At 38.7% G+C, this 19,929-nt stretch carries 24 protein-coding genes; all 24 read left to right on the forward strand.

Going from position 1 to position 19,929, the window contains the following annotated elements; genetic code table 11:
• Positions 1 to 39 precede the first annotated feature (39 nt).
• A complete protein-coding gene (locus ABIL69_08785) occupies positions 40 to 612 on the forward strand; it encodes a polysaccharide biosynthesis/export family protein (GenBank protein MEO0124080.1) in 573 nt (190 codons plus the stop codon).
• Complete coding sequence (locus ABIL69_08790) at positions 609 to 2,930, forward strand: polysaccharide biosynthesis tyrosine autokinase (protein MEO0124081.1); 2,322 nt, start codon at positions 609 to 611, stop codon at positions 2,928 to 2,930. The genes ABIL69_08785 and ABIL69_08790 overlap by 4 nt, the downstream gene beginning before the upstream one ends.
• 19 nt (positions 2,931 to 2,949) lie before the next feature.
• A complete protein-coding gene (locus ABIL69_08795) occupies positions 2,950 to 3,228 on the forward strand; it encodes a septum formation initiator family protein (protein MEO0124082.1) in 279 nt (92 codons plus the stop codon).
• Positions 3,225 to 3,899 carry a regulatory iron-sulfur-containing complex subunit RicT gene (gene ricT, locus ABIL69_08800; protein MEO0124083.1) on the forward strand — a complete coding sequence of 225 codons (675 nt, stop codon included), beginning with the start codon at positions 3,225 to 3,227 and terminating at the stop codon, positions 3,897 to 3,899. The genes ABIL69_08795 and ricT overlap by 4 nt, the downstream gene beginning before the upstream one ends.
• A complete protein-coding gene (gene mazG / locus ABIL69_08805) occupies positions 3,874 to 4,620 on the forward strand; it encodes a nucleoside triphosphate pyrophosphohydrolase (GenBank protein MEO0124084.1) in 747 nt (248 codons plus the stop codon). Before ricT ends, mazG begins: the two co-directional genes overlap by 26 nt.
• 28 nt (positions 4,621 to 4,648) lie before the next feature.
• Positions 4,649 to 5,305 (forward strand): 16S rRNA (guanine(527)-N(7))-methyltransferase RsmG, encoded by a 657-nt coding sequence (gene rsmG, locus ABIL69_08810; protein MEO0124085.1) that lies wholly within the window; start codon positions 4,649 to 4,651, stop codon positions 5,303 to 5,305.
• Positions 5,293 to 6,090, forward strand: a complete 798-nt coding sequence (locus tag ABIL69_08815) for a glycosyltransferase family 2 protein (GenBank protein ID MEO0124086.1) — start codon at positions 5,293 to 5,295, stop codon at positions 6,088 to 6,090. The genes rsmG and ABIL69_08815 overlap by 13 nt, the downstream gene beginning before the upstream one ends.
• A gap of 30 nt (positions 6,091 to 6,120) precedes the next feature.
• A complete protein-coding gene (locus ABIL69_08820) occupies positions 6,121 to 7,200 on the forward strand; it encodes a DUF6754 domain-containing protein (protein MEO0124087.1) in 1,080 nt (359 codons plus the stop codon).
• Complete coding sequence (locus ABIL69_08825; protein ID MEO0124088.1) at positions 7,197 to 7,823, forward strand: hypothetical protein; 627 nt, start codon at positions 7,197 to 7,199, stop codon at positions 7,821 to 7,823. The genes ABIL69_08820 and ABIL69_08825 overlap by 4 nt, the downstream gene beginning before the upstream one ends.
• Entirely contained in the window at positions 7,813 to 8,058 is a 246-nt protein-coding gene (locus tag ABIL69_08830) for a hypothetical protein (protein MEO0124089.1), read from the forward strand. The genes ABIL69_08825 and ABIL69_08830 overlap by 11 nt, the downstream gene beginning before the upstream one ends.
• On the forward strand, positions 8,045 to 8,866 hold the full coding sequence (locus tag ABIL69_08835) for a hypothetical protein (GenBank protein ID MEO0124090.1): 822 nt from the start codon (positions 8,045 to 8,047) through the stop codon (positions 8,864 to 8,866). Before ABIL69_08830 ends, ABIL69_08835 begins: the two co-directional genes overlap by 14 nt.
• Positions 8,863 to 9,480, forward strand: coding sequence for a hypothetical protein (locus tag ABIL69_08840; protein ID MEO0124091.1), 618 nt, complete (start codon positions 8,863 to 8,865; stop codon positions 9,478 to 9,480). The genes ABIL69_08835 and ABIL69_08840 overlap by 4 nt, the downstream gene beginning before the upstream one ends.
• Positions 9,480 to 10,316: a DUF4388 domain-containing protein gene (locus tag ABIL69_08845; GenBank protein ID MEO0124092.1), complete on the forward strand. Its 837-nt coding sequence runs from the start codon at positions 9,480 to 9,482 to the stop codon at positions 10,314 to 10,316. Before ABIL69_08840 ends, ABIL69_08845 begins: the two co-directional genes overlap by 1 nt.
• Before the next feature lie 13 nt (positions 10,317 to 10,329).
• Positions 10,330 to 11,103, forward strand: a complete 774-nt coding sequence (locus ABIL69_08850) for a hypothetical protein (GenBank protein ID MEO0124093.1) — start codon at positions 10,330 to 10,332, stop codon at positions 11,101 to 11,103.
• 8 nt (positions 11,104 to 11,111) lie between these two features.
• The gene (locus ABIL69_08855) at positions 11,112 to 11,699 is read left to right on the forward strand and encodes a hypothetical protein (GenBank protein MEO0124094.1); all 588 of its coding nucleotides are present in this window, start codon (positions 11,112 to 11,114) and stop codon (positions 11,697 to 11,699) included.
• Positions 11,700 to 11,707: 8 nt separating this feature from the next.
• Complete coding sequence (locus tag ABIL69_08860) at positions 11,708 to 12,079, forward strand: hypothetical protein (GenBank protein ID MEO0124095.1); 372 nt, start codon at positions 11,708 to 11,710, stop codon at positions 12,077 to 12,079.
• 18 nt (positions 12,080 to 12,097) lie between these two features.
• The gene (locus tag ABIL69_08865; protein ID MEO0124096.1) at positions 12,098 to 12,448 is read left to right on the forward strand and encodes a hypothetical protein; all 351 of its coding nucleotides are present in this window, start codon (positions 12,098 to 12,100) and stop codon (positions 12,446 to 12,448) included.
• Between the two features lie 58 nt (positions 12,449 to 12,506).
• A complete protein-coding gene (locus ABIL69_08870; GenBank protein MEO0124097.1) occupies positions 12,507 to 13,130 on the forward strand; it encodes a MotA/TolQ/ExbB proton channel family protein in 624 nt (207 codons plus the stop codon).
• Positions 13,131 to 13,595: a biopolymer transporter ExbD gene (locus ABIL69_08875; protein ID MEO0124098.1), complete on the forward strand. Its 465-nt coding sequence runs from the start codon at positions 13,131 to 13,133 to the stop codon at positions 13,593 to 13,595.
• Positions 13,595 to 14,011 carry a biopolymer transporter ExbD gene (locus tag ABIL69_08880; protein ID MEO0124099.1) on the forward strand — a complete coding sequence of 139 codons (417 nt, stop codon included), beginning with the start codon at positions 13,595 to 13,597 and terminating at the stop codon, positions 14,009 to 14,011. Before ABIL69_08875 ends, ABIL69_08880 begins: the two co-directional genes overlap by 1 nt.
• Position 14,012: 1 nt before the next feature.
• On the forward strand, positions 14,013 to 14,621 hold the full coding sequence (locus ABIL69_08885; protein MEO0124100.1) for an energy transducer TonB: 609 nt from the start codon (positions 14,013 to 14,015) through the stop codon (positions 14,619 to 14,621).
• A 117-nt stretch (positions 14,622 to 14,738) separates the two neighbouring features.
• Complete coding sequence (locus tag ABIL69_08890) at positions 14,739 to 15,773, forward strand: hypothetical protein (GenBank protein MEO0124101.1); 1,035 nt, start codon at positions 14,739 to 14,741, stop codon at positions 15,771 to 15,773.
• 11 nt (positions 15,774 to 15,784) lie between these two features.
• Positions 15,785 to 18,553 carry a TonB-dependent receptor gene (locus ABIL69_08895; protein ID MEO0124102.1) on the forward strand — a complete coding sequence of 923 codons (2,769 nt, stop codon included), beginning with the start codon at positions 15,785 to 15,787 and terminating at the stop codon, positions 18,551 to 18,553.
• A 12-nt stretch (positions 18,554 to 18,565) separates the two neighbouring features.
• Positions 18,566 to 19,929 (forward strand): hypothetical protein (locus ABIL69_08900; GenBank protein ID MEO0124103.1); only part of this gene is annotated, 1,364 nt, incomplete at its 3' end.

The raw sequence follows: 19,929 nt of genomic DNA on the forward strand, positions 1-19,929 counted from the left end.
TGTTGACAGCGAGGAGATTATGGATATAATTATAGTGTTATGATTTGGTTGATGCTTCTGACTTTATCTCCTCATGTCTATTTACTCCCCAACGATGCGGTGGAGGTTGATATATGGCATCAACCAAATTTAAGCGGTAAATATCTTGTGGATACCGATACAAGTTTAAATATCCCGCTTCTGGGAAAAATTAACATAAAAAATATTCCTGCGGATTCTCTGGAGAAGATGCTCATTGATGAATTTCATAAATATTACGGTGATATCTTTCTGACGATTAATATCTACTACCAGATAAATGTTTTTGGTGAAGTTAAATCTCCAGGCAAATATTATCTTAAAAGCAACGAAAATCTTGCCAATCTTCTGGCGATGGCAGGAGGTCCAACCTCAAATGGTAATATTGGCAGGATTAAGATTCTTAATTTTGGCAGAGAAAGAAGCGTGAATCTTGAAAAGATACTTAAGAGCGGAAAGAAAATAGACGAATTGAACCTCGGTCCTGGTGATGTGGTTATTATTCCAAGAAGATTTATGCCGGCACTCCAGGAATGGTCAGTGCTTTTCAGCATTGGCACATTGATTTTACAAATTATAATTTACGCAAGATGAATAAAGAGCCAACCTTTCAAGATTATATAGATATCATTTACAAACGACGTATATTAATTATTATCTGCGTTGTAGTTGCTTCATTTAGTGCCTTTTTCATAAGTTTAAGTTTGCCCAAGGTCTATGAGGCGAAAGTTCGTTTCAAATTAGAACTTTCCGAGTCAAAGCCCGTGTTTTTTACTGAACTATATACCCCACAGCGTGTTGACCCGGTTGAGAGCGAACTGGAAATCATTCGCAGCCGTGCCCTTGCCCGCTCGGTGGTCAAAAAACTTGGTTTAAATTTCTTTATAAATAATCATGGCAGGGTATTTTTTGATTCGATCCAGGTAAGTGAGTATTTTCCTCCAGGCAAATACTTAATAAAAATAGAAGAGGGCAAAGATTTTACAATATATAATCAAAGAGAAGAAGTCGTAGGCAGAGGAAGTATCGGTGAAATGTTCAGCAGTGGTGGTTTGAAATTTATTTTAAAAGAAAAGCCGAGTCGTGATTATTTAGAATTTTCAATTACTGATATTGAGAAGGCAACCGAGGATTTGATGCACAATGTTTCTGCTAATCAGATTAAAAATACTTCACTTGTTTTACTGAAGGCACGTTCAACTCTGCCTGAACTTGCCGCAAAGATTGCTAATTCTTTATCGCAGGAATATATTCTTTATACTTTGGAAAGCCTGAGAGAATCCGCACGTGGTTCAAAGGAATTTATTGAAAGTCAGATTAAAATTTTCGGTACCGAGCTTGATAGTGCGGAGGAGAATCTGCGTCGATATAAGCAACAGAGTGGGGTTTTCTTGCTTAGCGAGACTGCAAAGGAAATTATAAATGCCGTTGCCCAGTTTGAGGTGGAAAGAGAGAAGGCAGTAGTTGAACTCCATGAAACAGAAAGCAGTATAAAGAAACTTGAGAGTGAACTTGCAAAGGATGAGGCAAGTTATGGATATTACAAACGCATGGCATCATTTCCGACAATATCAAGTAGCCCATTAATCATAAAATTGAAAGAGCAATTAAAAAATCTTGAGATCCAGAAACAGGAATACCAGAATGACCCATTAAAGTTAAAAGAAATTCAGGAGCAGATTTCTAAGGTTGAACAGGAAATCAATCAGACAAGCAAACAGATTGCTTTAGCAGGTCCTTCGGTTGGAGACCCTGTTTTTCAATCCCTTATTACGAATATTATAAATAGTGAAACGCGCCTTATTGCATTACAAAGTAGAATAGATGCGTTAAATCAAATCATTGATAAACACAACCGAAGATTGAAACAGCTTCCTGAGGCAGAGGTGAATTTAGCACAACTGGAAAGACAGAAAAAGGCGAATGAAGAAATCTATACAATGCTTCTTAGTAAACTTGAAGAATCAAAGATCGCGGAAGCGATGCAAATAAGTCAGGCGCGAATAATTGACCACGCAATAATTCCTGATAGACCGGTGGAGCCAAAACCAAAACAGAATGCAATCCTCGGGTTTTTGCTGGGATTACTGATTGGTATTGGTGGAGCCTTTTTATTGGAATACATTGATACGACTATAAAAACGACAAAAGAGATTGAAGAATTGACGGGCATTTCAGTCCTGGCATCTGTTCCTCTGGTAAAGAACAAAAATCATATCGATATTCCCACGATCCATGAACCACATTCTGATATCGCTGAAGCCTATCGTATTTTAAGAACAAATATTTCTTTTTCTGCAGCAGCACGACCCATTAAGTCATTATTGATTACATCAACAATTCCGCAGGAAGGAAAGACAACAACTACTCTAAATCTTGGCATCACGCTTTCTCAACAGGGTCATAAGGTGGTAATAATTGATTGTGATTTCCGTAGACCAAAATTACATATTTATTTCCGAGATATTGTGAAAGACAATCATAATGGTCTAACCGATGTTTTGATCAATCGGATAAAATTAAAAGATGCAATTGTGAAGTCACCATTTGAAAACCTTTATTTTATAACAAGTGGAACCATACCCACCAACCCGGCAGAATTACTTGGCTCAAATCGTATGCTTGATACACTTGGAGAACTTAAAAATAATTTTGATTATGTCCTGATTGATGCACCACCTGCTTTAGGCATTGCTGATGCAAGAGTTTTAGGCAAAATTTGTGATGCAATTCTTGTTGTGGTGATGAGTGGGAAGACAAGCCGGGATGCAGTCCTTGAGGTTAAAGATGAACTGGAACGTGCCGGCGAAAAGATAATTGGCTATGTATTGAACGGGGTTGATGTAACTCAAAGATATTATCGCCACAGATATTACTATTATTATCAGCATTACACCAAGCCCAGCTCCTGATAAATTTTATTGAGGGGGGATGAAGAAAGCCTTTTTATCCATTATTAAAAGATGGCTGATAATAATAATCTTTATTTTGCTACCTTTATCTTATCTCAGCAGAAAGATATTTTTATTGGCTAGTGCATACCATAGGGAAAAAATTTTGAAAAAGAATATAATCATTCTTGAGGCTGAGAATGAACTATTAAAAAGAAGGATCGTTGATTACAAAAAAGGAACTTTGATTGAAACAAAGGCAAGAGATGATCTGGGTATGATTAAAAAAGGTGAAAAAATATATATAATTAAGAAATGAATTACTTACTTGAAATAACACCATTCTGGAAAGTTGTGGCAAAAGGCGAAGGTATGTACTCTACAGGAGAAATGGTGCTTTTCAGAAGTAAAGATGGAGTTGATGTAGGAAAAATAATAGGTCCACCAATAGAAGAAGAAGAAGTCGGTGAGATTCTACGTTCTTTGCATAATGAAGATTTTGTCAAACTGGATGAATTAAAAGAGTATGAAGAAGTATGCTTGATCGAATTCAGGAATGCGGTTCGTGAGTTCGGTCTTGATATGAAGGTTGTTTATGCCCATTGCCAATTTGATGAGGAGAGGGTTATTTTCTATTTTACAGCGGAAAAGAAGATGAAGTTTCGTAAACTTCATCGTTATATTTCACAGAAATTAAATAAACGAATTGTTATAAAACAGATCGGTGCCCGTGACTTTGCAAGGTACTGTGGTGGCGTTGGCCCTTGTGGAAGAAAGATCTGTTGTGCTACATTTCTTGGCGATTTAAAATCAATTTCACTAAGAATGGCAAGACGGCAGAATATTTTTTTATCACCGAGTAAATTATCGGGGATATGTGGAAAATTATTATGCTGTCTTAATTTTGAAGAGGATTTTTATGCTGATTTTCAGAAAACCCCAAACTTATTAGAACAAAATACCGATGAAGAAGAATTTGAAGACTATTGATTCAATAACTAGCCTTATCAAACTAATCAGAACTTTACGGAGAAAGTGTCCCTGGGATAGGAAACAGACTCTAAATACAATGAAGAGCAATATAATTGAAGAGGCGTACGAAGTAGTGGATGCGATTGAAAAAAATGATATTGATTCTATGAAAGAAGAAGTGGGAGATTTGCTCTTTCTTGGATTTTTTCTTAGCCAATTGCTTGAAAACAAGGGTATTAATTTGGAAGAAATTGTGCTTGATACTATAAAAAAATATAAAACCAAACACCCGCATGTCTTTAAGTCAAAGAGATTCAAAAATACAAAAGAAATCATAAAATTCTGGCATAGTTCAAAAAAAGATATATTCCAGGGCATACCATTTTCACTTCCCGCCTTGCTTGCAGCACGTTTAATTCAGGAAAGAGCAGCGAGGGTGGGATTTGACTGGAGTGATGCGGATGGTCCAATGCAAAAATTGATTGAGGAAATTAAAGAGTTAGAGAAAACTTGTTCAAAAAATGGAATGAAAGAAGAAATGGGGGATATTCTATTTTCTTGTGTCAACCTTGCGCGTCATTTAAAAATTGATCCTGAAGAGGCCCTGCGTCAGGCAAATAAAAAATTCGTGAAGAGGTTCAGACTTATGCAGAAAAAGTTAAAAAGGGAGAATAAAGATTTATCATCAATGAGTCTTGAAGAGATGGACAGGGTCTGGGATAAGATAAAAAAATCTTAAATATTTTTACAACATAGCAGAATTTCTTATGTTATCAATTGAGAGTGAATTGAAGACTCTGAAAGAAGGTTTTAGAGAACTGGGTATTTATGCAGAAGAGCATATTTTAGATAAATTTAGTATTTATTTAAGGGTTCTTTATAATTGCAAGGGCCGTCTCCACCTGATATCCAATAATGATTACAGGCGCATAAGTTTGAAACATTTTTTACCATCTTTGATGATTTTAAAATTTATTACAAACGAGCAAAATGCCTGCGATATTGGTGCTGGTGCTGGTTTTCCTTCAATACCGATAAAAATTTTAAAACCTGAGATGAATTTTACCCTTTTTGAATCCATAAAGAAAAAGGCGAATTTTCTTAAGTATTTAATTAAAGAATTAAATCTTTCTGGCATTAAGGTAATTGCCGATCGTGCTGAAAAATACCATGATGAAAAGTTTGATCTAATTTTAATAAGGGCTGCGGGAAAGATTAATGTACTAATAAAAACCATTGATTTATTGATTGCACCCGAAGGAAAGGCGGTATTCTATAAGACAATGGCGGTGGAAGAAGAAATAAGACATTCTAAAAATAGACTCGATAAGAACAATTTTTCGGTCAAGGTAGAAAATGTTTATACCCCCGTAGAAAAAATACCCATGTCGTTGGTTTTCTTGACGAAAAAATGCTCTCAATAATCATTGTTAACTACAATTCAAGCCATGCGTTAAAGCGATGTTTAAAAAGTATCATTGAAAAGAAACTGAATTTGCCTTGTGAAATAATTATTATTGATAATAATTCAACAATACCAATTAGAAATAGAATTAAAGAATTTGAAGAATTGATAAATATTCATTTGATAGATAATAAAAAAAATCTTGGCTATGCACGGGCAGTTAATCAGGGAATAAAAATTGCCCGAGGCAAATATGTCTTAATCATCAATCCGGATATATTAATAACCGCTGGGGCAATAGAAAAGATGATTGATTTTCTTGAGAATAAAGAAAATATTGGTATTATTGCTCCTCAGTTATTGAATTTTGATAATTCTGTTCAATATTCTTGCTTTCGGTTTCCAAAATTCTGGACACCTTTTATTAGAAGAACTTTTTTAAAAAATTTTTCTTTTGGTAAAAGAGAAGTGGAGAGATATTTAATGCTTGATTTTGACCACAAGGAGACGAAAGAAGTAGATTGGGTTCTGGGGGCAGCAATGTTGTTAAAAAAATCTTTAATTAAAAAAATCGGCTTGTTGGATGAAAAATTTTTTCTTTATTTTGAAGATGTTGACTGGTGTCGTCGTTTCCATAGTCAGGGCTTTAAAATCATTTATTTTCCTGAGTCAAAATTTTATCATCAATATGCACGTTATTCTGCCGATAAATATTTGTTTTCTTTTATATTTAATAAATATTTCTGGTTTCATACAATAAGTTGCATAAAATACTTTAAAAAATGGCATAAAATCAGCACTTGACATTGAAAGTATTTTGAATAAAATTATTAAATGTTTTTAGTACTCTTCATTATTATATATAATATAGATTTAAGGGCATTTGATGTGCCCAATGATGATGGTTCAAGCATTATTTTGAAATGGCAAAGTGATGAGATTTTTCAGTCATTTGAGATATTTAGAAGTCTTAATGCGGGGGAAAATTTTGAAAAGATTGGTGAGGTAAATGGCATTGAGGCGGATTTCCGTGATTCCAATTTGAAACCCAATAATGATTATTATTATAAAGTTTCGGGTAAGCGGGATAGCATTTTGATCTTTTCCAATATTGCCGGACCAGTAAAACCCGTTGTTCAATATTTTAATCTGTCGCGTCTGCCCATGGCAATATGTATAATTATACTTTTTGCATCCGTTCTTTTCTATATAAGGCGTGCCCGAAAAGGTAAAAAATTATTCATCAGGAAGATACCTGCATTGAATGCAATTGAAGAGGCTATCGGCAGGGCAACCGAAATGGGTAAGCCGGTTTTATATGTGCCGGGTATAATGGATATTGATGACCCGCAGACTATTGCCTCAATGAGCATTCTGGCAAGGGTTGCGGAAAAAACTGCCGAATACGGAACACCCCTGTATGTGCCGACGAGTCGTTCAATGGCAATGACAATGGCACAACAGGTGGTAAAGGAATCGGCAACCCGGGTAGGCCGTCCTGACTGGTATAATCCAGACAACATCAGATATATAACTGATGACCAGTTTGCCTATGTTTCTGCAGTTGATGGAATTATGGTTCGTGAAAGGCCGGCAACCAATCTTTATCTTGGAACATTTTATGCAGAATCCCTTATCCTTGCCGAGACCGGACATTCAACCGGTGCGGTTCAGATTGCGGGAACAGCAATGCCTGACCAATTGCCTTTCTTTGTTGCGGCCTGTGATTTTACTTTGCTCGGAGAAGAATTGTATGCAGCAAGTGCCTATCTTTCACAGGAGCCGATACAACTTGGTTCACTGAAGGGACAGGACTTCGGTAAACTGATATTCATCGCGGTCATTGTTATTGGTGTTATAAGCCAGATATTTAATTGGCAGTTTTTCATCAACCTATTCAATACAATAGAATGAAGATAATTATACCCTTAATGATTGTTTTCTTTTGCGGATTTTATATGCTCATAACCTTCTTTATTCCTGCCAAATTTGCCCAGGATAGTTCGCAATTACTCCAGTTATGGTACCAGGGTGTTGCCGCATTTTTTGTCTTTATCGGCATTTTCAATTTGATAAAAATAAATATTGATAAGATTCAGAGAAAATTGAGAGATTGGCAGTACAGTATAATCCTTTTGTTCTTTCTTGGGGTAATGCTTGGCGCGGGCTTTATTGGCGGAAGGGATTCAAAAATATTTTTATATTTCTTTGAAAATTTTCAAGTGCCACTTGGTGCGACGATGTTTTCTTTGCTGGCATTTTTTGTCGCATCAGCTTCGTTCCGGGCATTCAGGGCAAAGACCCCGGAAGCAACATTGCTTTTGATTGCAGCAGTGATTGTAATGATCGGCAGGATTCCGATAGGATATTTAATATGGAATAAATTTCCGGACCTTGTAGAATGGATTATGCAGGTTCCCAATACTGCGGCGAAAAGAGGGATATTGTTTGGCATTGACCTCGGTTTGATTTCAATGGCGCTCAGAGTGCTTTTAGGCATTGAAAGAAGTTATATGGGGGGAGGCGGTGAGAAATAGAAATTTGAAATACGAAATGCGAAGTTCTAAACTTCAATATGGAAACAAAGGCGATAAGAATTCATGGAAGGGCGGTGTGAAATGGGTTTATGGAGGAAGAGTAGTTGAATGTCCTACGGTTGCGAAATGCGTTTCGTTGAAAGTTAGTTGTAATTCGTTAAGCGGAGCCGTTTCGCTTTTCGCAACCGATAGACGTCAGACGAATTTACGGATGGCATTTTATGAAAATATTTGACCACCTCGCTCATCTTGACCGTAGAATCATATTTCTACTTGTAGCATTGGCAGTTATTATTCCGATGGTTGCGCCTTTAAATTTACCGGTGGATATTACAAAGCCAGTTAAGAATGTTTATAATAAAGTTGAATCTTTACCTCCGGGTTCAATTGTGCTTATCTCAACTGATTATGACCCGGGCAGTGAGGCAGAATTATACCCTGCGACCGAGGCATTTATTGAGCATTGTTTTCGTAAAGATTTAAAAATATATATGATGGGTCTCTGGCCTGCGGGCAGCGAACTGGGCAATATCGCATTAAATAAAATTGCACAATCTTATAACAAAAGATATGGTGAAGATTATATCAATGTTGGCTATCGTCCTGGTGGAGCAGTAATGCTATTGAGTTTGGGTAGGAATTTTTCTGATGTGATAAAGGTTGATTATCAGGGAACTCCGATAGATTCACTTCCGTTGGGGAGGAGAGTGAAATCAGCGAAGGATTTATCAATGGTTATGACATTTTCGGCTGGTGACCCGGGTATACTACACTGGATATTATATTTCCATGCGCGGTACGGCGTAACAATCTGCGGTGCCACTACTGCAATTATGGCACCACAGCAATATCCTTATTTGAGCTCTGGACAATTGACTGGACTTTTAGGTGGATTGAAAGGTGCAGCCGAGTATGAGACACTTGTTGATAGAAAAGGAAGAGGACTAAGGGGTATGGATTCTCAATCAATTGTACACCTGCTCCTTGTAGGTTTTATTGTGCTTGGCAATGTGATACTGTTATATCAGAGGAGAAAAAAATGATCAATGCAATTGGAATATGGATTGCTGCACTCTTAACCCTTGCGATTTATTCGTTTCTTTATAAAGATAATCCATTCTATAAAATTGCCGAAAATATATTTGTTGGTGTCTCTGCTGGTTATTGGGCAGTTGTGCTCTGGTATGATTTTGCCTGGCCCAATCTATTTGAGCCCTTTTTTACAAAAGGGCAGTGGTACAACATATTTCCAATTTTTATCGGACTTTTGATGTTTGCACCACTCATTCCAAAAATTTCATGGATGATACGTATTCCCCTGACATTTACCATGGGTGTTGCAATGGCGGTTTCCATTACCCAGATTGTCCAGGGTGATATCTTCCCCCAATTACAGGCAACATTTCTGCCGCTAAAGGGTATTCCTGTTTTTAATGTAATATCAAACATTTTGATTATAGGTGGAGTTATCTTTACCCTTACCTATTTTTATTTTTCAAAAGAGCATAAAGGGGCACTCGGCATTGGTGCGAAGATTGGCATATGGTTTATGATGATATCGTTTGGCGCATCATTTGGATACACAATCATGGCGCGTGTCTCTTTATTTATTGGCAGGATTTATTTTCTTTTGCATAACTGGCTGGGAGTGATTTAATGGCAGATTTTGAGATAAATTTAAAGGAATTCAATCTGTCTGATGTATTACAATTTCTTGTACAATTGAAAAAGACTGGTGTGGTAAGGGTAAGTGGTGAATTGAGTGGCGAAGTGTATTTACGTGACGGGCATATTGTCCATGCCACAGATGGAACAGAGAAAGGTTTTGAATCATTATTAAATCTTTCTCTTGTTCAGCTTGAAAAGGCCGTGTTTGAATCAGGGGTAAGAGCAACAGAACAGACTATTTCCGAAGATGTTGGCAAGTTAAATGAAAATATTGAACGGCGGCGGGTTGAATTTGAAACGATAAAAGACCGATTACCCCCAAGGGATGCAGTTCTGGCAAAATCAACAAAGGAATTGCCTTCTGCAGTGGCATTACGCCGCACAGACTGGCAGGTTCTGGCAATGGTTGATGGTAAAAGGACAATAAATGAAATAATTGCCCAGTCCAAACTTGGTGGGTATGAGACCATAAAGACCATAGTCTGGCTTAAAGAACAGGGATTGGTTTATGACCCCAAAGAAGCAGAAAGGTTGATGGCGGGATTGTTAAGATATTTTAACGCCTTATTCAAGGTTTTTGGAAAAAATGGGCTAAACTGGTTTAGGAGATGGTCAGAGTTGAACCCTGAAAATCAAATCCTTGGTGCTTCAATAAATGTTAATGAAGAAACTTTTGAGATATCGGTTCAGAATCCATTGTCCCAGGAGCAGATTGATAAATTCAGAAAGAGTTTTGATGAATTCGTCCGGTCTGAGGGTCCACAAATCTATGGAAAGTTATTATTCAAGAAAAAACTTGAAGAATTGGTTGCAGAATTGAAATAAAAAGGAGCGGGTGATGGATGTACTGGATAAGATTGCCGGAATCATAAACTATGCGGTGGTCAATGCCGAGGACGGTTCAATTGAAGAGGTGAAGGGTTCATCAACTTCACCCCTTGGCGATCTCACCGCATTCTTTTCATCAGCAGCAGAGGTTATAAAGAATACACTCAATCTGGGAGATATAAATTTTGTTTCTTTATGTTATGGTGCGAATCGTTTGATTATCTTCCTTCATAATGGTAAGTATATTGGGATAGAGGTTGAAAGAGAACAGGATCCTAAAGAATTTATACTGCGTGTGCAGGAGCAACTTATCAAACCTGAAGAAACCAGAGAAGCAGTAAAGGAAGAAGTTAAGGAAGAAATAAAGGTAGAAAAACCTGAAGAGAAAATAGTTGAGGAAAAGGTTGAAGAAAAAGTTGTTGAAGAAGTAAAACCACCGCCTCCGCCCAAGGTTGAGGTTCAATTACCGAGGAGTATTAGTTCAAAACTAATGCAAATCAATCTTCTCGTTGAAGAATTCGGAAGCGGTGGCAAAAAGTCGCACTGGATCGAAATTCTCAATCAGGGGCTTGGTATCCTTGCAACGGATATCCTTCCCATGGTTGGAATTATTGGTGAAAAAATGGAATTCAAACAGACCCCGCCTTCTGAAAAAGAGGATGAGATTGTCCAGATACTGAGAACTCTCATAGATTTTCTCGTTAAAAAAGCCGTGGAGGAAATGGGTTCTTCGCAGGCAAGGGTGAAGGTTCAGGCGGTTATTGAAAAGATGAAACAGGTATAGGAGGAGGCATGGTGGATGAGTTATTGAATAAGATAGAAGACCGCGGTTTGGGTTTACCATTCATTTCACAAAAAGATGGTGAGACAATAACTTCAAAAACGGGTGAGAAACAAAAGCAAAAATTCTCCCAAACTGCAACCGTGGTCTTTGAAACAATCAGTGCATTGGGTGGTATAAAGATTGATACTTTAGAGATAGTAGGTAGTAATCAGAGCCTACTATTTGATATTGGAGAAGGTGATCTTATAGGGCATATTTATGCTACAAGCCAGAAAGGTGTCCTGGATAGTATCTACAATGCCATAAAAGAGATAAGAACGCATAAAAAGACTGAGGGTGTCGAGGAAGAAAAACCAAAAGAAAAATTCGGACCCGAATTTCTTGACCAGTTGAAATCAATCGTTCAGGATTATCTCGGTGATTTTGCTGATAGGGTATTTCAGAACCAACTCAAGGCACAGAGGATAAAAGCAGAAGAGCTCTACGAAGAGGATATTAGAAGATTTATTTTCGCTTTAGGCAAGGCAGCAGGAATGATTATCGGACCAACCAAAGGAAAAGATTTGACCAATAAATTGCTGGCAAAATTAAAATAGGAGGTTTTATGGAATTTGTTTTATTTACTGCACCATTCGGGATTGAAGAATCTACCTATCAATCCCTGGCAGTAATTCCCAATTATATTCTGGTCTTGGGTGCACTATTATTGTGGCTTGCTTTTATATTCTTAGGGATAATTGCCCGAAGATATGAAATAGTGCTGGGCGAAAAAACGAACTGGCAGTTTATGATTATTGCGCCTACGGGCATTCTTCTATTTGCTATAATCCAATTGATATTCTGCGGCATTGGCGGTAAAATGATGTTGCCTAAAGGAGGCATTAACTATCTTGCTTATGGTCTGTTTTTTATTTCTGGCATTCTCTCGCTTGTGGCAAATTTAAGGTTTTATGGTGTCACCAAGGGAAAGCAATAAAAAATTTCAGGAGGTTTTATGAGGCCTGACATAATTGCAGAAATAATCTTTATGGTGGCAATTCTACTTGCCATTGTTTCGTTAATAATTTTCGGGATTATTCTTAAAAGGCTTTTAACTCTTATCGGTGGTAAGGGAATATGGATTTTCCCGATAATCGGAAGCATATTCCTGATTGCGGTAGCGGGATTCCATATCTACAGAATGATTTTTTATTTCCCGCTTTTGAGTGTTGCAGGACCGGGTGATTTGTTTGATTTAATCGTCGGTTCTCTCAGACTCGCAAGATATGAGAGTTTCCTTTTTCTTGGTGCGGGTCTTTTCCCACTTATTGGCGGGGTTCTTTATTACTCGGCAAGTTCTAAATGACCCTTGACATTAATGCCATTTTCATTATAATGTAAAGTATAGAAAGGAGGCTAATTATATGGTTAAAGAATTTGCAATAGGTGGAAGCGTGATGTGGCTTTTGTTGATCTGTATCATCCTGGGTCTGGCGATTATTATTGAAAGGTTATTTTCTTTGTTGTTTAAGATAAGATTAAATCCCAAGAGCTTTATGGAAAAACTCATTCCAACGATTGATGCCCAGGGTGTTGATGCGGGGATTGCTTTATGTGATCAGACATCATCACCTGCAGCAAAGATTGCAAAGGCAATTCTTGAAAAGGCAGATAAAGGTAAGGATGCAATGGAAGAGGTTGCGGCACGGGCAGCAGCAGTTGAACTTGCATTCCTTGATCGGGGAATGGCACTCCTTGCTGGTTTGACGACCGTTGCACCATTTTTAGGGTTCTTGGGAACGGTTACCGGAATGATCCGTGCATTTGCCGCAATCGCTGCCGCAGGAGAGGTTGAACCAACAATCGTTGCCAGTGGTATCTCTGAGGCATTGATAACGACAAAATGGGGTCTTTTGATTGCAACACCCCTGGCAATTCTCCATATTTTATTCTCAGGCAAGGTGGATGGTTACACAAAAGATATGGAGGAAGTTGCTGCAGGTTTGATTGATTATTTACTTGAGCATTATCAGAAAAGGAAAAAATAGATGGAGTTAAGGCAGAAGAAAAAAATAATTCCCAACATTCCTACTGCCTCAATGGGTGACATTGCTTTTTTGATAATTATCTTCTTTATGACTACCACAGTTTTTACAAGAGAAAAGGGAATAAAGATGCTCCTTCCTGAAAAATCACAGCAGGAAACAAAGGTCAAACCCGAAAATGTCGTTTCAATTCTGATAAATCCCGAAGGTGCACTCAGGCTCAAGGCTTCAGGTTATGATGGTTTAGACATTTCTCCACAAAGTTATTCAGAGGTGCGGAGAATTGTTGAAGAGAAACTCTTAGAAAGAGACACCTTACTGGTCGTTTCATTAAAGACAAGCAAGGATGCAAGGTATCAGGCAATGATTGCGGTTCTTGACCAAATAAAGTTATGCCGGGTTATCACCCAGGATGGCAGGGAATTGAGGGCAAATAAAATTAGTTTAATCCCAACGAGTGAGGAATAATGCGTAAGAGTATAATTAGAAGATTTACAAGAACTCCAGTGATACCTACTGCTTCAACTGCTGATGTTGCATTCCTTCTGATTCTCTTTTTTATGGTTACTACCGTTTTCCGCGCTACAACCCTTAATTTAAAGCTCACTCTGCCCAAGGCAAAATCAACCGAGAGAATATTAATCCGCAGAAATATTACCCATATCTTTATTGATAATAACGGGCGGGTATTCATTGATGATAGTCTGGTGCCCAAGGAAAGGGTGAGTACGAGGATTGCACCGAAGATAGCAGAAAATTCAGAACTCGTGACTATATTGAATATTCATGAAGATATTGATTATGGGACAGTTGATCTGGTTCTTGACCAATTGAAAGAGGCAAGGGCATTTAAAATAACATTCGCCACTGAATTTGGAGGTTAAAATGCGCGACCATAAATTGATGTACGGGGTCTATTTCCGGACCGGAATGTTGCTGGGAATAATCATTTTAATACTATTATTCCTTTTTGTTCCATACGCAGAGGTCGAACCATACAAATTAAGGAAGGAAATTGTGACGATGGTGGAGCAGATTTCTGCAGAGATAGAGAAGTATGAGGAACCACCACCGGTGGAAAGGCCCAAGGTCGCAGTTGCTGCAGCGGCAACAGAAGTTGCCGAAGAAGCAGTGGAAACAATTGCTGCAACCGAATTCAGGGAAGATATAATCAGAACCCAGCCCACTGGTCCAGAGATAGAGGTCATTCCTTATGCAAAGGTAGAAGTGAAACCCAAACCAATTTCAATCCCAAAACCTGATTATCCCGAACTTGCAAGAAAAGCAGGAATAGAAGGAAAAGCGATTGTTGAGGCGATTGTAGATACAGATGGCAGTGTGATAGAAGCAAAAATATTTAAATCAAGTGGCAATCCAATGCTTGATGAGGCAGCAATTGCTGCGGCAAGAAGGGCAAAATTTACTCCGGCAAAACAAAGGGATATGTTTGTACGAGTTAGAGTTAACATACCTTTTGATTTTAAATTGCAGTAATCTTGACAGATTTAAAAAACTGAATATAATATAAGTTAGGAGATATTGAAAGGGGGTGATAATAAAAAACAAATACCACGCTCTAATAATTTATATATATAAACAAAGGAGGAATAAATGAAAAGGTTGAATTGGCTAAGCCTATTGGCAATCGTTGGATTGATATTTATAAGTTGTGGAAATGAACCACCAGAGGAATTTTACAATGGGACACCCGAAGATGATTCACTTATTAACACATTGCTTAATGGTTATCCTGAGTTCCTTAAGACTGACGATATTTTCGTAAATACTTACATTCCTGTTACTCTTGCTCCTGTTTCATTTCCGGTCTCTGATTCTTATTTCAAAGGTGAATCAGTTATTGTAAAGCAGCATGTTGATAGTCTACGTGATAATGTTGCTTCAAGTTCCCGTTTTAAGGACCTCTGGTACACGAAAGATACAACCTGTACTGCGTATCTTTATGATACATTTAATGTAATACGGGAGGTCCATTATGACCTATTATACAAAGGTTATTATTTCTGGCAGGGTGACACAGTTAAGAAACTTGATACAGTAATAGTTGAGACTGGTGGTGGTTATTATTCTTACGATACAATAACTGTTGAAGGATTGCGCCATCTATATGTTGAGCCAGTAAAAGAGAAGGTATGGAATGAAGAATTAGGCGATTCCGTCTGGAAGGTTAAAGAACCGAGAGAATGGAAGTTAAAAAGAATATCCTATGGCAATTATGGGTTGCCTAATCGTGGTGCGAGCATTCCATATATTTACTACGTAATAATTACTTCAAACAATACCGGAGAGGTTGACACAATCTGGGCATCAAATACGGATACGCTTTATCAACATCATGCGATGAATCGTTTTTGCCATATTGACTCGCTCTTGGATTATGATAATGGAGATTCATTAACAATAACCATTGTACTCGGCGGCACAATTACGAGTGATCTCTGCAGTTTCTTTGCGGCTCAGGATGGAAAGAAGGTTCATCTTCCTAACGGTTCAGGAAAAATTCAAATTACGGGTTCCGGAGTAAAGAATCTTGTTTTTGAGGTAATTGTGAACGATGGCTTCTATTATGTGAAACCTGCCAGTCCACTATTAGCAAGATTCTGGCTCATACCCGTAAGGGTTAAGTAAGGAGGTGTGCGATGAAGAAACTTTGGGCGTTAATCCTTGTCGGTGCATTGTTGTTCGGTGCCGAATACGGCAAGATCACCGGCAGGGTAAGAGACGCTGAGACCGGCGAAGCATTGATCGGTGCTGATGTCATTGTTGAAGGAACAGAACTTGGTGCCGCGACTGATGAAAAGGGTGAATTTGTGGTTCTCTATGTGCCAGCAGGAACATACAGCGTTACCGCTTCCTACCTCGGTTACGACCCATTTACCTATGCCCAAGTGGTTGTCAATGCTGACCAGACTACCACATTGAATTTCCGTTTGAAACCGACGGTTATTGAGGTTGAAAAAGTTACGGTTGTTGCTGAAAGACCACCGATTGTAGTTTCACAGACCCAGAGTGGTCATTCAGTTACTTCCAAGGATATATCTCGTTTACCTGTTACTACAATCAATCAGGTGGTTACACTGCAGGCTGGTGTTTCAACATCCAATCTGGGAACTCATATTCGTGGTGGAAGAACTGACGAAGTCATATATTATGTTGATGGTATACAGACAAGGGTTCCTCATACCGGTGCCCAATCAACCCAGATAAACGCCTCAGCGGTAGAAGAAGTTACGGTTGTCAGCGGTGGTTTTGATGCAGAATATGGAGATGCACTCAGCGGTGTCATCAACATCGTTACAAAAGAAGGTGGTACAAAACCTTCAGGCAGTTTCCGCTATCTTACTGATGAGGTCTTCTTTGTAGATAATCTTAAAGATAAATTGAATTTCGGTTATAACTTCTATGATTTATCACTTGGTGGACCTGTACCTGCGGTTCAAAGATTGAGATACTTTTTATCAGGTGAGTTGACTTTAACCGATGCCTATAGGGAAGCGTTGTATAAAGTTCCGTCACCGAGAAATACCTATCGTGCCCAGGCAAGATTTTCCTATGGAATGCCTAACAATAAAGGAAAGGTTACTCTCAGCGGATTCAATTCTCGGGATCAGTATGTGACCTGGTCTTCTAAAAGTTTGAAATATTTCCAGAGAAGACCAATGAGCCGGACGAAGAATTACATTCTTTCAACAACGCTAAATTATATGTTCAGTGCCCAGACACTTCTCTCATTAAAAGCTGGCTTGACACATTATGACCGTGTCTATGGAACAAGGGATTATGAGTGGGAAGAAGAGAATAATCAAAAATGGTTCAATGATTATCGTATGAAGGCAGAACATGTGATTGAGTATCTTACTAAAGACCAATTACCACCAAAGGATGTGATCGTCGATAGTGTAATGCAATATCATACTGAGTATACAAACCGCGATGTCCAGGCTTTGAGATACAATCCTTATGGAATTGAAGGAATGTATTATACCTATGGTGATTATCGTGTATGGAGATACTGGCAAAATGATGATATTCAGATGCGTTTTGATATTTCCCATGCGGTTGGCAAAATCCATGAATTTAAGACCGGAATTGATTATATCCAGTATAATCTAAAATACTACGACAATAACCTGCCCTGGGTTACCAACCCATTCTGGGATTATTATGAGCGGACTCCTTATAAATTAGCTGCTTATGTCCAGGATAAAATGGATTTTGAAGGACTCATTGCCAGGGTTGGTCTGAGATTTGATTATTTTGACCCCAAGAGTGTTACTTATAAAGAGCCTAATAATCCGAGGAATGATACACTTGTTGAGGCTGAAAAGAATTACAAGTTTTCACCGAGACTCGGTTTCTCCCTTCCAGTAACTGAAAGGATGAAATTCCGTTTCAATTATGGTCATTATTTCCAGTTACCAGCACTTGATGATATGTACGGAACAACTGATACCGCAGTTATTAGGCTTGCACTCACCCGTGGAAATACCATTGTAGGAAATATATTTTTGAAACCGCAGAAGACAGTCCAGTATGAGGTCGGTATTGAGAACCAGTTTACCCAGGATGTTGTGATGGGATTCACTGCCTATTTCAAAGATGTCTATGACCTTTCCCAGATTCGTCAGGTGATTGCATTGCCAATGCCCTATTTCCAGTTCTTCAATGTTGACTATGGAAATATCAAAGGGTTTGAGTTAAGCATCCAGAAGACAATGTCTAATATGTGGGCAATGGGCTTGAGTTATACCCTTCAGTTTGCCAAAGGAACCGCTTCTTATGCGGGTGAATTCTATTATGATTTCTATTATGGTGGAAATGACCCGATCACTGGCTTACCGCTCCAGCCACCGGTTATTGATTACTGGCTTGACTTTGATGAAAGAAATATTGTCAATGCAAATTTTGACCTTTCTCTACCTGAAGATTTTGTCTTCATTCCATTGCAGGGTTTCAGCTCTTCCCTTGTATTCTCGTTCCATTCAGGACAGCCATATACTCCACAGGACCTTAAGGGTAATAAAACTGGTGATGAGAATTCGGCAAGAATGCCGGGATACTGGAATGTTGATCTGAATGCGAGCAGGCCGATAAAGATTGGACCGGTAAAACTTAATATCAGCGCTTTGGTAAGAAACTTATTTAATACAAAACAAGTGAATAATGTTTATCCCACGACTGGTGAGCCTGACAATCATGGTGATCCTGAACCAACAATTACACAATTCGGTTATATCACTATTGCATCAACCCGTTATTCGCCACAGGCAGATTATAATCATGATGGAATAGTTACACCACCTGAGCAAAAGAAGGCATATATTGCAGCACGTAATGATTACTACCGTGACCCGACTTATTACAATGGTCCATTCAGGGTTCAAATTGGTGTAAGTTTAGGATTTTAACAGGAGGCCAAGATGAAAAGGATATTAGCATTAACCCTGCTTATTGCGGTAATAGGTTTTTGCAGGACTGCAACCCCTGCACCACAATACCGTCCATTCGAAATAAAAAAGCATGACATAAATAATGTGGAGATGTGTATCTCCAATTATGGTAAATTTGGTCAAACCAAGGCCGGTAATTCTGGTTTATTCTGGCCCAAAGGTAGTGGACACACTTATATCTTTGGTGCCGGTTCATGGTTTGGCACGATAGATGGCACTGATACACTTGTTACCATTGGTTATGGTCCACACGGTGGAGAGGCTGAATATACGCCTGGATTGAAAGATATGTCATCCGGAGACCCTAATGCGATAATATTTATGTATCCAGCTCCCTGGCCACCTCCAGCCGATATATTTCCTATGGCACCGCAAGTTCCAAAATCCCATCAGGATTCCTGGTGTGCCTATAATGACCTTGATATAAATAATCATATGCCCGGTGATACGAGACCGATAGGCCTTGAAGTATATCAAACAGTCTATGCCTGGAATCTCAGCACGACAAGAGATATAATCTTTGTGCGATATGAACTGAAGAATGTGAGTGGCAAGAAATTGACCAATTGCTATTTCGGTGTCTGTACCGATAATGATATCGGCAATGAATCCGGAACGAATGCGAATGATATAATCTCTGGTATTGTGTGTGATACATTTGTCGTTGCTGGTGAAACACTCATTGTAGATAATCTTGGTTATCAATGGCAGGTTGCGGATGAAACTGGTTGGGATGATGTAGGTGCAATCGGATTTGATTATCTGCAGAGCCCCTGGGATTTAAAAGAAGGTCAGGATAAAGACAACGATGGGATTCCCGATCAGTATGAAAGAGATAGTGCATATTATGCCCAGAATGTTCCACCAGCACAATGGGATGTAGATGCAGATGGAACGCCGGATTGGCGTGACCCGTCAGAGATTCCACAGATGGGGATGACTGCATTCAAGAGATTCACATTGAACCTTGAGCCTAATAAAGATAATGAAAGATATGTGACACTCGCCGGTTATAACTTCAAGACTGGCGAATATACACCATATGACACTGCCCCTCCACAGCCTGATGACCAGAGGTTCTTACAATGCAGTGGACCATTTGACCTTGAGGCAGATTCAGTGGCAATTGTGCTTGTTGGTATAATGTTGACTTACTGGCCCAGGGGAATTGTAGAAAGGCCTGATACTGCACTCGCGAAACTTGATAAAACCGTCCAGTACATTTATGATATGAACTGGTTACTTCCTGGTCCGCCACCGCCGCCGAAATTGACCTGTGTGCCGGGTGATGCAAAGATTACGCTGGTCTGGGACAATTCTTCGGAGACTACGCC

Source organism: candidate division WOR-3 bacterium (genome assembly GCA_039802005.1).
Lineage (GTDB): Bacteria > Hydrothermota > Tepidihabitantia > SM23-42 > JAOAFX01 > JAOAFX01.

What these genes read in the sequence shown, in the direction of transcription:
- ABIL69_08785 (MEO0124080.1), top strand. Translation starts at nt 40, where the DNA reads ATGATTTGGTTGATGCTTCTGACTTTATCTCCTCATGTCTATTTACTC.
- ABIL69_08790 (MEO0124081.1), top strand. Translation starts at nt 609, where the DNA reads ATGAATAAAGAGCCAACCTTTCAAGATTATATAGATATCATTTACAAA.
- ABIL69_08795 (MEO0124082.1), top strand. Translation starts at nt 2,950, where the DNA reads ATGAAGAAAGCCTTTTTATCCATTATTAAAAGATGGCTGATAATAATA.
- ricT (MEO0124083.1), top strand. Translation starts at nt 3,225, where the DNA reads ATGAATTACTTACTTGAAATAACACCATTCTGGAAAGTTGTGGCAAAA.
- mazG (MEO0124084.1), top strand. Translation starts at nt 3,874, where the DNA reads ATGAAGAAGAATTTGAAGACTATTGATTCAATAACTAGCCTTATCAAA.
- rsmG (MEO0124085.1), top strand. Translation starts at nt 4,649, where the DNA reads ATGTTATCAATTGAGAGTGAATTGAAGACTCTGAAAGAAGGTTTTAGA.
- ABIL69_08815 (MEO0124086.1), top strand. Translation starts at nt 5,293, where the DNA reads ATGCTCTCAATAATCATTGTTAACTACAATTCAAGCCATGCGTTAAAG.
- ABIL69_08820 (MEO0124087.1), top strand. Translation starts at nt 6,121, where the DNA reads ATGTTTTTAGTACTCTTCATTATTATATATAATATAGATTTAAGGGCA.
- ABIL69_08825 (MEO0124088.1), top strand. Translation starts at nt 7,197, where the DNA reads ATGAAGATAATTATACCCTTAATGATTGTTTTCTTTTGCGGATTTTAT.
- ABIL69_08835 (MEO0124090.1), top strand. Translation starts at nt 8,045, where the DNA reads ATGAAAATATTTGACCACCTCGCTCATCTTGACCGTAGAATCATATTT.
- ABIL69_08840 (MEO0124091.1), top strand. Translation starts at nt 8,863, where the DNA reads ATGATCAATGCAATTGGAATATGGATTGCTGCACTCTTAACCCTTGCG.
- ABIL69_08845 (MEO0124092.1), top strand. Translation starts at nt 9,480, where the DNA reads ATGGCAGATTTTGAGATAAATTTAAAGGAATTCAATCTGTCTGATGTA.
- ABIL69_08850 (MEO0124093.1), top strand. Translation starts at nt 10,330, where the DNA reads ATGGATGTACTGGATAAGATTGCCGGAATCATAAACTATGCGGTGGTC.
- ABIL69_08855 (MEO0124094.1), top strand. Translation starts at nt 11,112, where the DNA reads ATGGTGGATGAGTTATTGAATAAGATAGAAGACCGCGGTTTGGGTTTA.
- ABIL69_08860 (MEO0124095.1), top strand. Translation starts at nt 11,708, where the DNA reads ATGGAATTTGTTTTATTTACTGCACCATTCGGGATTGAAGAATCTACC.
- ABIL69_08865 (MEO0124096.1), top strand. Translation starts at nt 12,098, where the DNA reads ATGAGGCCTGACATAATTGCAGAAATAATCTTTATGGTGGCAATTCTA.
- ABIL69_08870 (MEO0124097.1), top strand. Translation starts at nt 12,507, where the DNA reads ATGGTTAAAGAATTTGCAATAGGTGGAAGCGTGATGTGGCTTTTGTTG.
- ABIL69_08875 (MEO0124098.1), top strand. Translation starts at nt 13,131, where the DNA reads ATGGAGTTAAGGCAGAAGAAAAAAATAATTCCCAACATTCCTACTGCC.
- ABIL69_08880 (MEO0124099.1), top strand. Translation starts at nt 13,595, where the DNA reads ATGCGTAAGAGTATAATTAGAAGATTTACAAGAACTCCAGTGATACCT.
- ABIL69_08885 (MEO0124100.1), top strand. Translation starts at nt 14,013, where the DNA reads ATGCGCGACCATAAATTGATGTACGGGGTCTATTTCCGGACCGGAATG.
- ABIL69_08890 (MEO0124101.1), top strand. Translation starts at nt 14,739, where the DNA reads ATGAAAAGGTTGAATTGGCTAAGCCTATTGGCAATCGTTGGATTGATA.
- ABIL69_08895 (MEO0124102.1), top strand. Translation starts at nt 15,785, where the DNA reads ATGAAGAAACTTTGGGCGTTAATCCTTGTCGGTGCATTGTTGTTCGGT.